Source organism: Wenzhouxiangella sp. XN79A (assembly GCF_012272825.1).
In the GTDB taxonomy this organism is placed as follows: domain Bacteria; phylum Pseudomonadota; class Gammaproteobacteria; order Xanthomonadales; family Wenzhouxiangellaceae.
The window spans coordinates 1-13,692 of sequence record NZ_JAAWWS010000161.1; the positions used below are offsets into that span (position 1 = coordinate 1).

General features: G+C 61.2%; 14 protein-coding genes. 5 read left to right on the forward strand and 9 right to left on the reverse strand.

Going from position 1 to position 13,692, the window contains the following annotated elements; genetic code table 11:
* Positions 1-436: 436 nt before the first annotated feature.
* On the reverse strand, positions 437-1,279 hold the full coding sequence (gene folP / locus HFP89_RS13445; protein ID WP_168718188.1) for a dihydropteroate synthase: 843 nt from the start codon (positions 1,277-1,279) through the stop codon (positions 437-439).
* Between the two features lie 446 nt (positions 1,280-1,725).
* Between folP and HFP89_RS13450 the strand changes: the two genes are divergently transcribed.
* The 5 genes from HFP89_RS13450 to HFP89_RS13470 all read left to right on the forward strand — a co-directional run bounded on the left by HFP89_RS13450 (position 1,726) and on the right by HFP89_RS13470 (position 7,966).
* On the forward strand, positions 1,726-2,571 hold the full coding sequence (locus HFP89_RS13450) for a methylated-DNA--[protein]-cysteine S-methyltransferase (RefSeq protein WP_168718189.1): 846 nt from the start codon (positions 1,726-1,728) through the stop codon (positions 2,569-2,571).
* Positions 2,572-2,966: 395 nt separating this feature from the next.
* Positions 2,967-3,419 carry a pilin gene (locus HFP89_RS16215; RefSeq protein ID WP_277347531.1) on the forward strand — a complete coding sequence of 151 codons (453 nt, stop codon included), beginning with the start codon at positions 2,967-2,969 and terminating at the stop codon, positions 3,417-3,419.
* 258 nt (positions 3,420-3,677) lie between these two features.
* Positions 3,678-5,381 carry a hypothetical protein gene (locus tag HFP89_RS13460; protein ID WP_168718190.1) on the forward strand — a complete coding sequence of 568 codons (1,704 nt, stop codon included), beginning with the start codon at positions 3,678-3,680 and terminating at the stop codon, positions 5,379-5,381.
* Between the two features lie 258 nt (positions 5,382-5,639).
* Positions 5,640-6,611, forward strand: a complete 972-nt coding sequence (locus tag HFP89_RS13465; protein WP_168718191.1) for a glycosyltransferase family 2 protein — start codon at positions 5,640-5,642, stop codon at positions 6,609-6,611.
* Positions 6,612-6,715: 104 nt separating this feature from the next.
* Positions 6,716-7,966 carry a glycosyltransferase gene (locus tag HFP89_RS13470; RefSeq protein ID WP_206212377.1) on the forward strand — a complete coding sequence of 417 codons (1,251 nt, stop codon included), beginning with the start codon at positions 6,716-6,718 and terminating at the stop codon, positions 7,964-7,966.
* 17 nt (positions 7,967-7,983) lie between these two features.
* Here HFP89_RS13470 and HFP89_RS13475 read toward each other — a convergent pair whose 3' ends face one another.
* The 8 genes from HFP89_RS13475 to HFP89_RS13510 all read right to left on the reverse strand — a co-directional run bounded on the left by HFP89_RS13475 (position 7,984) and on the right by HFP89_RS13510 (position 13,273).
* Entirely contained in the window at positions 7,984-8,982 is a 999-nt protein-coding gene (locus tag HFP89_RS13475; RefSeq protein WP_168718192.1) for a lysylphosphatidylglycerol synthase domain-containing protein, read from the reverse strand.
* A gap of 4 nt (positions 8,983-8,986) precedes the next feature.
* On the reverse strand, positions 8,987-10,030 hold the full coding sequence (locus HFP89_RS13480) for a hypothetical protein (RefSeq protein WP_206212378.1): 1,044 nt from the start codon (positions 10,028-10,030) through the stop codon (positions 8,987-8,989).
* A gap of 352 nt (positions 10,031-10,382) precedes the next feature.
* Positions 10,383-10,958, reverse strand: a complete 576-nt coding sequence (locus tag HFP89_RS13485; protein WP_168718194.1) for a class I SAM-dependent methyltransferase — start codon at positions 10,956-10,958, stop codon at positions 10,383-10,385.
* Between the two features lie 199 nt (positions 10,959-11,157).
* On the reverse strand, positions 11,158-11,454 hold the full coding sequence (locus HFP89_RS13490; protein ID WP_168718201.1) for a HigA family addiction module antitoxin: 297 nt from the start codon (positions 11,452-11,454) through the stop codon (positions 11,158-11,160).
* Between the two features lie 332 nt (positions 11,455-11,786).
* On the reverse strand, positions 11,787-12,215 hold the full coding sequence (locus tag HFP89_RS13495) for a type II toxin-antitoxin system death-on-curing family toxin (RefSeq protein ID WP_240956402.1): 429 nt from the start codon (positions 12,213-12,215) through the stop codon (positions 11,787-11,789).
* Positions 12,212-12,439 carry an AbrB/MazE/SpoVT family DNA-binding domain-containing protein gene (locus HFP89_RS13500; protein WP_168718195.1) on the reverse strand — a complete coding sequence of 76 codons (228 nt, stop codon included), beginning with the start codon at positions 12,437-12,439 and terminating at the stop codon, positions 12,212-12,214. Before HFP89_RS13500 ends, HFP89_RS13495 begins: the two co-directional genes overlap by 4 nt.
* Positions 12,440-12,647: 208 nt before the next feature.
* Positions 12,648-13,046, reverse strand: a complete 399-nt coding sequence (locus tag HFP89_RS13505; RefSeq protein ID WP_168718203.1) for a type II toxin-antitoxin system VapC family toxin — start codon at positions 13,044-13,046, stop codon at positions 12,648-12,650.
* A complete protein-coding gene (locus HFP89_RS13510; RefSeq protein ID WP_168718196.1) occupies positions 13,043-13,273 on the reverse strand; it encodes a CopG family transcriptional regulator in 231 nt (76 codons plus the stop codon). Before HFP89_RS13510 ends, HFP89_RS13505 begins: the two co-directional genes overlap by 4 nt.
* Positions 13,274-13,692: the final 419 nt, after the last annotated feature.

Genomic DNA, 13,692 nt, shown 5'->3' on the forward strand with positions numbered 1-13,692 from the left:
AGGCCGCTTGCGGGCGAAGGGTGGCCGGGGCGATTCGCGAGCAAGCTCCCTCCAACAGGCCGTTCTGGCGGAGGTTCCTGTTGGAGGCCGCTTGCGGGCGAAGGGTGGCCGGGGCGGTTCGCGAGCAAGCTCCCTCCAACAGGCGATCGGATCGGGGCGGTTCGATTTTCCTGTTGGAGGCCGCTTGCGGGCGAAGGGTGGCCGGGGCGATTCGCGAGCAAGCTCCCTCCAACAGGCGATCGGATCGGGGCGGTTCGATCTTCCTGTTGGAGGCCGCTTGCGGGTGAAGGGTGGTCGGGGCGATTCGCGAGCAAGCTCCCTCCAACAGGCGGTTCTGGCGGAGGTTCCTGTTGGAGGCCGCTTGCGGGCGAAGGGTGGCCGGGGCGATTCGCGAGCAAGCTCCCTCCAACAGGCGGTTCCGGCGAAGTCGCCGCTGTTACCCTCCGGCCCGCTTCACCGCCGCCAGCACCTTCACCGCATCCACCGTCTCGGCCACGTCGTGCACGCGCAGGATGTTGCCGCCGCGCTCGGCGGCCAGCAGCGCCGCGGCGACGGAGGCCGCGACGCGGTCGTCGGCGTTCTCTCGCCCGGTGATCGTCCCGAGCATCGACTTGCGCGAAATCCCGATCAGTAGCGGATGCCCCAGCGTATGGAATCTCTGCAGCTCGGCCAGCAGCGTCAGGTTGTGCTCCAGCGTCTTGCCGAAGCCGAAGCCGGGATCCAGTACAAGGTGTTCGGAGGGCAGGCCGGCGGCTCGCGCGGCGGCGATCCGCTCGCGGAAGAAGCCGAGCAGGTCCTCGGTCACGTCACGGTATTCCGGATTCTTCTGCATCGTTCGCGGCTCACCCTGCATGTGCATCGCGCAGGCCGGCACGCCCAGCGCCACGGCCGCCTCGATCGCGCCCTCGGCGCGCAGACCGTTGACGTCGTTGATCATCTGCGCGCCGGCCGCGACCGCCCCGCGCATCACGGCCGGTTTCATGGTGTCGATCGAGATCGGCACGTCCAGCTCGGCGCTCAGCGCCTCGATCACCGGCACCACGCGCTCCAGCTCCTGGTCGGCCGACACCGGCGCCGCCCCCGGACGGGTGGATTCGCCGCCGACATCGATCAGGTCCGCGCCCTCGTCGACCATCCGCCGGGCGTGGGCGAGTGCCGTGTCCAGACGGTCGAAGCGGCCGCCGTCGGAAAACGAATCCGGCGTCACGTTCAGAATGCCCATGATCAGCGGCACCTCGCGGCGAGCCGCGTCCTGGATGCGTCGGGCGAGGGGGTGCATGGCGGTGTCCGTCGGCGAAAGATGCGATGAGCATAGCCGGTCAGGAATCGGAATGCCGTCGCCGCCGGGCTGGGGTAGATTGGCGGCATGAGTCGGCCGACTGCCATCCACCCCGAATCACCTGTTGGAGGGCGCTTGCGCGCGAACGAATGGTCTCACCGCTGTCGCTCCGCCCGCCCTTCGCCCGCAGCCGGCCTCCAACAGTCGAAACCGAAGGCCACGCCAGCTCCGCCTGTTGGAGGGCGCTTGCGCGCGAACGAAGGGTCTCGCCGCTGTCGCTCCGCCCACCCTTCGCCCGCAAGCGGCCTCCAACAGTTGAAACGCCCACCAGGATCACCTGTTGGAGGGCGCTTGCGCGCGAACGAATGGTCTCACCGCTGTCGCTTCGCCCGCCCTTCGCCCGCAACTGGCCTCCAACAGACCGATCGGGGGCGGTGCATGCCCCGATGACCGCCGCCCTCGACACCCGGCTCCTCGCCGCCTGCCGCCGCGCCCTGGACGAATCCGACGCCCGGGTCGCCGACCTGGCCGCCGCGGCCGGCATGAGCGCGGGCCACTTCCAGCGCGCCTTCAAGCAGGCGCTGGGCGTCACCCCCGGCGAGTTCCTGCGCGCCGGACGGCTGGAACGCTTTCGAGCGGCGCTGGGGAAGACCGGTTCCGTCACCGAGGCCGTCCATGCCGCCGGCTTCGGCTCCACCAGCCGGGCGCACCAGGCGGCGGGCGAGGGCCTGGGCATGGCACCCTCACGGGCGCGGCAGGGTGGCCACGGCGAGCGGATCGACTACGCCACGAGTGCCTGCCGGCTCGGCCGCGTGCTGGTCGCGGCCACATCGCGCGGCCTCTGCGCCGTGCTGCTCGGCGACGACGACCTTGCGCTCGAGGCCGAGCTGCGCGCGCGTTTCCCGAAGGCCGGGCTGCAGCGCGGCGGCCCGGCGTTCCGGGCAACCCTCGATCGCGTCGCCGGCCTGGTCGACACCCCGGCGGCACCGCCGGCCGACCTGCCGCTGGACATCGCCGGCACCGCCTTCCAGCGCCGCGCCTGGAAGGCGCTGCAGCAGATTCCGGCCGGCGAAACCGTGACCTATGCCGAACTGGCCCGCCGCATGGGCCACCCGAATGCCCACCGCGCCGCCGCCGCGGCCTGCGGCGCCAACCCGCTGGCCGTGGTCATCCCGTGCCACCGCGTGGTACGCAGCGACGGCGAGCTGGGCGGGTACCGTTGGGGGGTCGAACGCAAGCGAGCGCTGCTGAACGATGAACGATCGCTCGTTTCAGTGCGTTCCGCGTGCTGACGCGCCACCGGCGACGCGCGCGAGATCGGCCCGCCTGCCGGTCCGGAATGGCGCGCATGTTGGAGTCGATCCGCGCTGCGGACGCCGCAAGCGAGGTCGCCGTTCGGGTCCACTGCTGGCGTTGCAGCTCCGCCGCAGCGACTGAAAACGCCCGAAATTCAAGAAAAATCTGCCTTCCAGGGGCAGAAAGTGACAATTTTCGTCACCACGGATGTTCTTGCGATCTCCATTCCGTGAACCAGTTGAGAGAGGTGTCACGAAACAGCGCCGCTCGCAAGAAAGCCGCAAACGCGCCCTACCGCTGGCACGAAAACTGCATTACTATCACTGCGGAGGGAGCTTGCAGTGTTCCCGGTTTCGCTCAACCCTGACTTTTTTCGACCCAGGAGCATCACATGAACATCCAGAACATTCGTACCCTGAAGCAGCAGGGCGGCTTCACCCTCATCGAACTGATGATCGTGATCGCCATTCTCGCCATCCTGATGGCCATCGCAATTCCGGCCTACCAGGATTACACCGTTCGTGCCAACATCTCGGAATGCGTCAGCATTGCCGGTGGTGCCAAGACGTTCGTTTCTGAAACTGCTTCCTCCAATGGAACCACGGCTCCGAACCTTGGCGCGGCCAATGCTCAGTACACGCAGCCTGCTGCCACTGAAAACTGTGGCCAGGTGTCTGTTGGTACCGATGGCGTTGTGACCGTTCCGTATGATGTTGCCGGCCTCACCGGTAACATGGTGTTTACCCCGACGCAGGCCAACCTGACCGATAACATCCAGTGGACCTGCACCGCTACTGGTGGTGCCAACAACAATCAGCTTCCGGCTGAGTGCCGCGGCACGTAAAGCAGGCAAGCAGTACTGGCTGGAAAGAGCCCCCGCCATGCGGGGGCTTTTTTCTTTTCGGGGCGGTAAACTTACGCTTCTTCCAGTGAGGTCGAGGCTTGGTTGTTTTCTTCAGTCAGTTGAATCGGTTGTTCAAGTACAGGCGGCCGACTTGCTTGTCCATTCGGTTAGGATTGCTGAGGCTCATGCCCCGCTCCGTTTCAATATCTGATCGCACTTGATCTTTCAGTGCGCCCCACCTCCAGGAACCCGCGCAACATGCTTCCAAGAAGAACTCTTTCTGCTGCATCTCTTGCGCAATTAGGGAACGTCTGGTCTTTCTCGGCGTGTTGGGTCGTTGCTGGTCTGATTCTCTACATGCTCGCAGACCTGCCTTCCGGTCCGGCTGTCTTTCCTGACGAGGTTTGCCGACTTGCTTGGGCCCGGCTGCTTTCCGGCACCGCGCCGGCATACGATATGTCGCCGGCTGCGTTTTGCCAGCCCTATTATCCGATGCTGTTGGCGCCTGTTCTCTGGTTCACCAGCGAATCGGAAGCGGTGTACCGAGCGGTCTTCGTCATCAATACCGCTGCCGCTTCGCTCTGCCTTCCGCTCGCGGTGCGGATCGCTCTTCGGCATCTAGAGATGAAGCCATGCGTTGCGTGGACGGCCGGGTTGGCAGTTCTCGCGTTTCCCGCAGTCACCCTGTTTCGGAACCACGCGCTTCCCGAAGCGCTTCTTTTTCCTGCAGTGCTGATGGTTTTTTCCACATGGTGCTCCTGGGTCGATCGACCAAGCTGGTCACGGTTTTATTCTTTGCTTCTCGGTAGTGTGGTGCTGTTCGCGCTTCACCAGAAAATGCTGGTGCTGCCGCTTGCCCTGATCTCGGGCGCTGTCATCGGCCATTTCTTCGACCGGTCTCGGGCCTATCGAATTCGACTCCTGGGCGCTGGCTTGGGGCTATCCTGCCTATTCCTGTTGAACGCTCTGGTCAGGTCGGCCGGGCTCGATGCAGGATTCGCCGGGAGCGCTGCAGGCGGGCCGGAAGTCGCGGTTCGGCTTCTGTCTCCACAGTATTTCTTGGATATCGTAGTCAGAGCTGCCGGGGTCATGGTCTATTCGACCTGGGTCACAGGCGGGCTTGTCTGCCTCGTGGGCGCCGGTCTCTTGGCTGCAGCAGCGAGGTTCATCCGTGCCTCAGCTGAGCCGATCGACCGTTTCTGGAAGAACACAGCGTTCCCCGTCGGTCTGTTCGTGTTGTTGGCGGGGCTAACCGCGGTCTATTTCTCAAGCGGGGCCCGGTTCGATACCTTGTTCTACGGTCGCCACGTCAACGCGGCGCTCGCAAGCCTGCTTCTCCCCGCGATCGCCATGGTTTTCCAAGGACGAGTCGACCGTGCGGCCTTGATCTGGCTTCTCGCCATTCCAGTGATCACAACGATCGTTCTGTTCGCTGGGCTCCCTGATTCGGACTGGTTTGACTTCTCAAGAATCCATGTCCACGCCGCGGGGCCGGTCATGGAATGGATGTTTCGCTTGGAAAGTCGCTCGGCCTTGCTCGGGTTCTGCGTCGCGATCATGGGGTTGTCGCTCTTAATGGGGTTGACGCACTTCCGGGGAGTCCTTCGTTTGCTTGGGCTGGTTCCTTTCCTGGTGATTACTTGCTTCATTCACTTGACAACCCGACCATTCGAAGGAGTCACGATCGAGGAGGCCGTTCCAAGCTCAGCGGCGTCGGTGCTTCGTTCTGCCGAGCCATGCCGAATCCATTTCAGTGCCTTGAACGGCGGCCGGTTGAGAATGCATCAGTATTTCCGGCTCCAGTACTATTTTCCAAAATGCGAAATCGAAATGCTGGAACAGACCGACCAACCGCCCAGGGGCGGGTTGGTCGTAATGAGAGAAACTTACGCGGAGTGCGAAAATGATGTCGTCTGTCACCCACTTCATCCGGACCTTGTCCTGTACCGTTCGGTGGACTGAGTTCTAAAAATGCCTATGAAAATCAATTTGATAGATGTAAATTCCTGACGCCAGCATCTCAGTACTTGCTGGCCCTATGCCGTGGCCGGAAACACCTCTGCTGTTCCTGGTTTTCTTGTTCAGTTTCGAGCTGAGGATGCCGCAGCCTCCCCGTTTCAATGTGCGGTAAAAACGGATGGAAATGTCTGCAATCGGAGAAACTGGTAATTTCCACTCGCCATGAGTTCGTATTGAGTCACTACCGATAGGGCCGCCGATTTGAAACTGATCATCCAGATTCCCTGCTATAACGAGGCCGAAACGCTCCCGATCGCGCTTGCCCACCTGCCGCGAAACGTGGAAGGCTTCGATACGGTGGAATGGCTGGTAATCGACGACGGAAGCGACGACGGGACGGCCAAATTGGCTCGCGAGAACGGCGTCGACCACGTCGTTTCGCATACGCATAACCAGGGCCTTGCGCGCGCCTTCATGACAGGGATTCAATTCGCGCTGGAGCAGGGGGCGGATGTCATCGTCAACACCGATGCAGACAACCAGTACAACGGCGCTGATATTCCGAAACTGGCCGCGCCGGTTCTGCTTGGAAAAGCCGATATCGTGATCGGTGCACGGCCGATCGACAGTATTCGTGAGTTTTCGGCGGTGAAGCGCTTTTTTCAGCGCCTGGGGAGCTGGGTCGTGCGGTTTGCGAGCGGCACGGAAGTTCCCGATGCGCCCAGTGGATTCCGGGCCTTCAGTCGCGACGCAGCGGGCCGCCTTGCCGTATTCAACGAGTACACCTATACGTTGGAAACCATCATCCAGGCGGGACAGCGAAATATGGCCATCGAGTCCGTTCCGGTCCGGGTCAATCCAGCTCTACGCCCATCGCGCCTGATGGCGGGAATGTGGTCGTACATCCGAAGATCCGTCGTCACCATCCTGCGCATCTTTGTCATTTATCGGCCATTCCGGTTCTTCGCGATGATCGGACTGGTGCTTTTCTCCGCAGGAACCTTGATTGGGCTTAGATTTCTGTATTTTTATCTTATCGGCGAAGGGTCAGGACATGTGCAGTCGCTGATCCTCGCTGGTGTGCTGCTGATCACCGGATTTCAGACCTTTCTCGTTGCTTTTCTGGCTGACCTTCTCGCAGCCAACCGAAAACTCCTGGAGGAAGTCCGTTTCATGATCAAGCGTCAATCCAAAGAACCTAAACCCAGGTCGGATATGAGAAGCGACAAATGAATCGCGTTTGGACGAAAAGAAGAAATTTCATCAAAAAAAAGCCAGTACTGCGGAAAGATTGGGAGCACGCGGCCACCTGTCGGATCAGTACGCGGTGAATTGCCGTGGCTGAGGGTGCTTGTCTCAACCAGGTGTCGGCGCATGCGCAGCCGCGGCTTCTGGTCCTGACCTCCACGTATCCGCGACATTCAGGCGATAAAGAGCCCGCATTCGTTCACGAACTCGCGCGCCGTTTGTCCGAATCGTTCGAGGTGCGGGTCATAGCGCCGGCCAGACCGCACGCGCACCGGGTCGGACGACTTGACGGTGTCGAGGTGCGCCGCTTTCGGTATGCGCCTGAGCGACTGCAGACGCTCGCCGGCGAGGGGGGGATCCTGGCGAATCTGAAATCGCGTCGCTGGAAGTGGTTGCTATTGCCGGGGTTCTTTCTAGGATTGGCCTTTACGACGTTCCAGGAAATTCGAAAATGGCGTCCCGACGTAGTTCATGCGCATTGGCTGATTCCGCAAGGATTGGTCATTGCGCTTCTAGGGTCGATCAGCCGGCGAGTACCTCCGTTTGTGATCACGTCGCATGGTGGTGACCTATTTGCGCTGAAACGATGGCCATTTCCCGTCTTGAAACGATTCGTCGTCCGACGTGCTGCAGCAGTCACAGTAGTCAGTGAGACGATGAAAGTCGAACTTATTGGGCTTGGACTACCGGAGAAAAAAATTTCCGTACAGCCTATGGGTGTGGATTTAGAGCACCGATTTTCACCTTCAGCCAATACCGAGCGTTCTTCAAAAGAAATCTTGTTTGTTGGACGACTCGTCGAAAAAAAGGGGCTTCGATTTTTGATTGATGCGATGCCGGACGTACTTACCGTTTGTTCGGATGCGTTCTTGACAATCGTGGGTTTTGGGCCAGACGAAGAGGCCTTGCGTGAACAGGTCGATCGATTGGGTCTCAAGCAGAATGTTGCATTCGCTGGCGGACGATCGCACGCAGAGATTGTCGATTTCTACCAGCGCGCGACGGTGTTCGTGGCGCCGTTTGTTCAGGCTAAAAGTGGCGATCAGGAGGGCCTAGGTCTCGTGACGATCGAGGCCATTGGTTGCGGCTGTCCCGTAATCGTCGGCGATTTACCTGCAACTCGCGCCGTTGTCGAAGATGGTCCTTTTAGGGTGCCTGTTGGTTCGTCAGGGCGGCTCGCCCAAGCCATTTGTGAGGTCATGGAAATGTCGTCTGAAGATCGCAAGGCGCTTGCAGAAAAACAGAGGACGTACATCGAGGGGCGATTTGATTGGGGGCGCCGGTCAAATTCGTATGCTTCGTTGCTGCGTCAGGTTTCTGGCCAGCGTCGATCGGATTGATCCTCGACCTGTCATGGTTATTGGTTAGTCCGAGACTCCGAGCCAGACTGCCACGTGGCCAAGGCGCCGTGAACAAGGTTCAACACAATCGCGGCCATACGGTCGATGACCGCTGCTGCAAGAAAGACCTCGTATTGATCGGCTGCGGCGCCGAGCATGCCGATCAGCAGTTCACGTAGGCCGATGCCACCGGGGGTGACGGGAACGACACCCACCGTATCGGCGATCAGTACGCTCATCGCCAGGGTCTGGAAGTCCGCATCCGGTGAAATTGACCATGCGATGACGAGTACTCTTGTGACGCGCGTTACAACAGTCGTTGCCTGAAAACAAGCGATCAGCAAGAGTGAGCGCAAGGGTTCCCCGTGCGGACGTTCCATACCAAGGCGCAGGTGCTGGACTCCTGGGATTCGATTCAACCAGACGGAACAAGACGGGAAAATGCACGCAACCGTTCCGGCCAAACCCATAGCGGCGCATCCTGCGCCGATTAGGAGGAAGGTCATCGATCCCGGGATGTCGGATGCGTGTGGCAAAAGTATGATGCCGGCGATTAGGCCTAAACCAAGAGCGACAACTAGAAGGAAAAGCTGGGTGAGATTCGCATGGATCATGATGCGCACAGGAACATGGTGGGCAATCTTGCCGTGCGCTGTCTGCGCTGCGAGTCCCAGCCCTACGAAACCAAGATTGAATAAGCCCTTGATGCCGACGAGTGCGAGTGAGGCATCGAAAGCTATGATCCGGTTGCTAAGTTCGAGCGCATGCTTGAAGCTGAAGGCCTGAGCGATGCGCATCAGGATAAATAGCAGCAGAACACCGGTCATCGCCGTGATGGAAAGCGAAGTCAGAGAAGTCACGAACTGCTGACGGGTTTCTTGTTGCCAGAGAAGCGCGATCACGATGGCCACCAAGCCGATCGCCAGAGCGAGGCGGACAAAACGAAGGATACGAGCGCGGTGTTGTACCAATGGGATTCCTTCCGCGGGCATCGATTCGCTGTTTTGCTCCGACATCGACTTATTTCAATCCAAGATATTGAGCCGCCGCCGCGTTGAAATCATCGAGATTTCCATCGACGAGAATGGTTTCTGAGCGCTGGCAGAGTGACTTCAAGATTCTGTTCTCGTTTCGAACGGCCATCGCCGTACCCGATGTGCGCGTAAGGAAATCGTGGGCTCGGAAAAGTGAGTTGCAGGAAAAAGTGAATTCGGCGGCATTCGACGAGCGAAGCATCTCAAAGGCGGCATCGTTGTCTAGAGCCTGAATTGACGAAACGTTCGATCTGCGGAGGAAAATTATCGTGTCGATTTCAGTTGGTTCAGCGATCGAATCCGGACCAAGGTGCTTGCTCCACGTGACTTTCGTCGTTGGTCCAATATACTCATAAAAAGGAATGCTTCGCCTTGCACCTTGCATTGCTCGATCACGATGCTTCGAAAATTCGGAGGGCGCGATGTTCATTATGGTGTGTGGGCAGGCGATGGCAGTTCGCCCGTCCGTGACGAAGAGGTCATCTCCGAAGGTTTGTGCCTGACCAGTCGAAACGAGCTTCTTTACCGTCGTGGTCTTGCCGGTGTTGGAGAGCCCGATCAGCGCGATGGAACGGGACCGTGTTGCCAGCGCGGCGCCATGAAGCAGCGCAAATCCATTGTTGAGCAAATGGACGTTGCACAGGTCACGCAACAGCCACCCGACTGAATGCACGTTGCCCAAGGTCATTCTGCCGGCCCGAAAGAGAAAACGGTTCACACGCAAAAGCGGCGGCTCGGAAGTCAGCGAAACAGCGCATGTGACGTTCGCAAATCGGCCTAGGGGAACTTCCATTCCGACCAGATCAGAGTCTATGATCTTGAAAGCCTTCCCTTGCCTGCGGTCCGTGATCTGTAGTGAAGAGTCGACTGAAAACTCGATCGTCAATGGACAGCTCGACGAGTTCGTGCTTTCCGTCATTGCATAGGAAAGGTCTTCACAAAGTGGAAACCCTTTCAGGCTCTGTGTGTTGCTGCATATCGATAGGACGTCCGGAATAATGTCGGCCCTTATTTTCTTTGTGTTCGTCATCTCAAAAGCCTGTCCAGTATCAGTCGCTACTACTTTCGGTCACCATTAACGCTTGCTCGATTCCTGTGTGTCCAGGCGACATCGGGTTTTCTTTCGATCGAATGGTTTTGTTGCGCGACGCTCTTCGACCGCATGGAAGGAGACCATATTGGGTTGACGGGCCTCATGGCGTAATTGGCAATCGCAAGGGTCGAGTCGCCATATTAGGTCGGCGCCTCAGTAGATCGTCCAATACCGCGGCGACCGTCTTGCACGCTGTCCTGTCACCAAAAATCGCCGATCCTGTAGCCAGTTGCGCGTATTCTTTTGTGAAAATCAGCATAAATGCCCGAATGTGCTTGTTGTTCCGTATTCATGGGCGAGCAAAGAATAGTCGTATGAGCCCTTTTCCGGTTGGCATTCCGCAGTCCCAGCGAAATCCCGCCGCCTCGACGATCGCCTCGGTATCCCGATTCGGGTGACACCCGCCGGTCACGCAGGTCCAGGCCGGCTGGATGCGGTTCAGCAGCCAGCGGCCGAGTTTCCCGGTCGCCTGGACGTGTTCCAGCATCAGCAGCCGACCTTTGGGTTTCAGCACCCGTCGGATCTCGGCCAGGCCGCGGGCCGGGTCGGGGACGCTGCAGAAGACCAGGCTGGAGACGACGGTGTCGAAGTGGTGGTCCGGGAACGGCAGGTGTTCGGCGGTGCCGACGATCAGATGGGCGTCGGGGCCGCGCGTTCTGGCTCGGTGCAGGCTGGCGGCGTTGGGGTCGAGACCTGTGAGTTCGATGCCTTCGGGGTAGAGCGGGAACATCCAGCCGGTGCCGCAGCCGACTTCGAGGACCTTACCGCGGGCCATGGCGGCCAGGTCCTTGCGCCAGCGTTGCAGGCCGGGCAGCAGGTGCATGCCGGCGTCGTAGGCCCAGGGAATTTGTTCGAGTCCGCGCATGGTTCGAGACTACCGGTTTCAGGGTTCAGGGTTCAGGGTTCAGGGTTCAGGGTTCAGTTCTCAGTTCTCAGTTCTCAGTTCTCAGTTTGGAGTGGCTGTTGTGCCTCATGGACGGCGGGTGGCAGGTTATCCGGGTCTTCTCGGACTGGGTGTGGGATCCCAGTCTCGGTGCATCGGTGTTTGGTGAACCGATGCTGGATCAGGTGGCGACGAGCGGGATCGAATCGGCATCGGATCCCAGTTCTTCGCGCGCTTGTTCGAGATCGTAGTCGTCCTGCAGGCCCAGCCAGAACCGTTCCGAGGTGCCGAGTGCGCGGGCGAGACGAACGGCGGTATCGGCGGTGATCCGGCGTTTGCCGAGGACGATTTCGTTGATTCGGCGGGGCGGGACCTTGATGGCGCGCGTCAGCGCGTTCTGGCTGATTTCCAGCGGCTGCAGGAACTCTTCCAGCAGGACTTCGCCGGGATGGATGTTCGGATGCTTCTGCTGTGTCATTGCCGTTGCTCCATTGGCGAAGGTGTGGGCTCGGACCGGGTCAGTGGCTGTGAGCGATCTCAAATGAACCGGGCAGGTCGCCAGACCCACGGGATCGGTTCGAGGCCGCGCATAGGGGCAGATTAGCGCGTTCAGGGGGTTGGGTCGAGGGGGCGCAGACGGGGCCGGATCGGTGGGGCCACCCTTCGCCCGCGAGCGGCCTCCAACAGGCTTTCGGTCTGACGGCGGCGCCCGGTTCGACTGTTGGAGGGAGCTTGCTCGCGAACCGGTTGGGCCACCCTTCGCCGGTAAGCGGCCTCCGACCAGCCTTCGGTCGGGCGGCGGCGAAGGGATCAGGCGTAGCGGGCGGGGGGTTCGCTGACGTTCTGCGGGCGGGTGTGACCGCGGAGCCAGGCGGTGAGTTCGGGTTCGTCGAGATCGCCGGCGGCCAGGCGGATCATGATGCGATACCGATCGGCCGGCGTTGCCGCGAAGTCCCAGCCGTTGATTTTCAGGAACAGACGCATGGCTACATAGGCCGTGCGCTTGTTGCCGTCGACGAAGGGGTGGTTCCGAGCGATGCCGAAGCCCAGGGCGGCCGCGAGGGCCGGCAGATCGACCTCCGGGCCGCCGTAGGCGAACAGCTGCTGCGCTCGGGCGAGGGCGGACTCCAAAAGCGCGCGGTCGCGGACCCCCTCGCCACCGCCGTGTTCGGCGATCTGGCGCGCGTGGACCGCGAGCAGGAGTTCGATCGACAGCCAGCGTGGGTCGCCGGGCATCATTCGGCGAGCTTCCGCAGCAGGTCGCGATCTTCGCGCATGATGTCTTCGGCGATCTCCAGCTGGGCGGCGAACTCCGGGTCGTAGGGGGTCAGGCGGATGCCGTCGGGAGTTTCGAGCACCATCAGTTCGTCGCCGCGGTCGACGCGCAGTTTCTCCAGCAGGTCCTTCGGCAGGATGACGCCGGTGGAGTTGCCGATGGCGGTGAGCTTGAGCTTGCGGGTCATGGGCGGGCTCCGGTGTTGTAACCGGAGTTATAACAAACCGGTGGGGGACGTTCAAGTTCGATGGGAGGGGGAAATCGCGGGCGGGCCCGCTTTTTAACGGACAGGTGATCGACCGTCGGCCCGGCGGAGCCGGCCTTCCGCAGGCCTTCGGTCCGGCGGCGGTGATTGAATCGACTGTTGGAGGGAGCTGGCTCGTGAATCGGGTCGGTCAGTCGTACCAGTCGACGAGCTCGAGGCCGGGGATGCGGCTGAATTCGCGGGTGTTGTGGGTGACCAGCGTGGCCCGGTGGGCCAGGGTGGTGCCGGCGATCAGGGTGTCCAGCGGGCCGATCGGGAGGCCTCGGCGTTCCAGGTCGGCGCGCAGTTCAGCCGCGCGGGTGGCCGCGGCGCGATCGAACGGCAGCAGCGACACGCCGGACAGTAGCTGTTCGAACTGCTGCCTCCGTTGCTTCGGCCGGGTGGATTTCGCCAGGCCGAATTCGATTTCGTAGACGACGACGATCGGGATGGCGATTTCGGACGGTGGGTGGGCCAGCAGGTTGGCGCCGACGCGCCCGGACCCCTTGAAGAAATAGATCAGCGTGTTGGTATCCAGCGCGTACATCAGAGCGGCTCGCGCTCGAGGTCCTTCCCCTCTTGATCGCGCAGGTCCTCGAGATCGGGGAAGTCCTGCCAGGCGCCGGCCAGTTCCCGAACGACCGACGGCCACTGCGTGCGGGTCCGCTCTTCGATCAGTTCGGCCACCCAGCGGCTGACCGAAAGACCGGCGTCGGCGGCGGCCTCGCGCAGGCGGCGCTCGTTTTCGGGGTCGAGGTAGATGGTGATCTGGGCCATGAGAGGTTGTGGGGCGTATAAGTGGGCATATATTAGGTTGGGCGCGGAGTGGAGTCAATCCGGGGTGGCGCTTATTCGGTCGGCGGTGCCGGCCTTCCGCAGGCCTTCGGTCTTAGCGGCGGCGATGGATTCGACTGTTGGAGGGCGCTTGCTCGCGAATCGGTCGGGCCGCCCTTCGCCCGCGAGCGGCCTCCAACAGGTTTTCGGTCTGGCGGCGGTGCTGGATTCGACTGTTGGAGGGCGCTTGCTCGCGAATCGGTCGGGCCGCCCTTCGTCCGCGAGCGGCCTCCAACAGGTTTTCGGTCTGGCGGCGGTGCTGGATTCGACTGTTGGAGGGAGCTTGCTCGCGAATCGGTCGGGCCACCCTTCGCCCGCGAGCGGCCTCCAACAGGGTTTCGGTCTGGCGGCGGTGCTGGATT

Bases quoted from the DNA above. Each gene is read 5' to 3' on its own strand.
- folP (WP_168718188.1), bottom strand. From the start codon at position 1,279: ATGCACCCCCTCGCCCGACGCATCCAGGACGCGGCTCGCCGCGAGGTG.
- HFP89_RS13450 (WP_168718189.1), top strand. From the start codon at position 1,726: ATGACCGCCGCCCTCGACACCCGGCTCCTCGCCGCCTGCCGCCGCGCC.
- HFP89_RS16215 (WP_277347531.1), top strand. From the start codon at position 2,967: ATGAACATCCAGAACATTCGTACCCTGAAGCAGCAGGGCGGCTTCACC.
- HFP89_RS13460 (WP_168718190.1), top strand. From the start codon at position 3,678: ATGCTTCCAAGAAGAACTCTTTCTGCTGCATCTCTTGCGCAATTAGGG.
- HFP89_RS13475 (WP_168718192.1), bottom strand. From the start codon at position 8,982: ATGTCGGAGCAAAACAGCGAATCGATGCCCGCGGAAGGAATCCCATTG.
- HFP89_RS13480 (WP_206212378.1), bottom strand. From the start codon at position 10,030: ATGACGAACACAAAGAAAATAAGGGCCGACATTATTCCGGACGTCCTA.
- HFP89_RS13485 (WP_168718194.1), bottom strand. From the start codon at position 10,958: ATGCGCGGACTCGAACAAATTCCCTGGGCCTACGACGCCGGCATGCAC.
- HFP89_RS13490 (WP_168718201.1), bottom strand. From the start codon at position 11,454: ATGACACAGCAGAAGCATCCGAACATCCATCCCGGCGAAGTCCTGCTG.
- HFP89_RS13495 (WP_240956402.1), bottom strand. From the start codon at position 12,215: ATGATGCCCGGCGACCCACGCTGGCTGTCGATCGAACTCCTGCTCGCG.
- HFP89_RS13500 (WP_168718195.1), bottom strand. From the start codon at position 12,439: ATGACCCGCAAGCTCAAGCTCACCGCCATCGGCAACTCCACCGGCGTC.
- HFP89_RS13510 (WP_168718196.1), bottom strand. From the start codon at position 13,273: ATGGCCCAGATCACCATCTACCTCGACCCCGAAAACGAGCGCCGCCTG.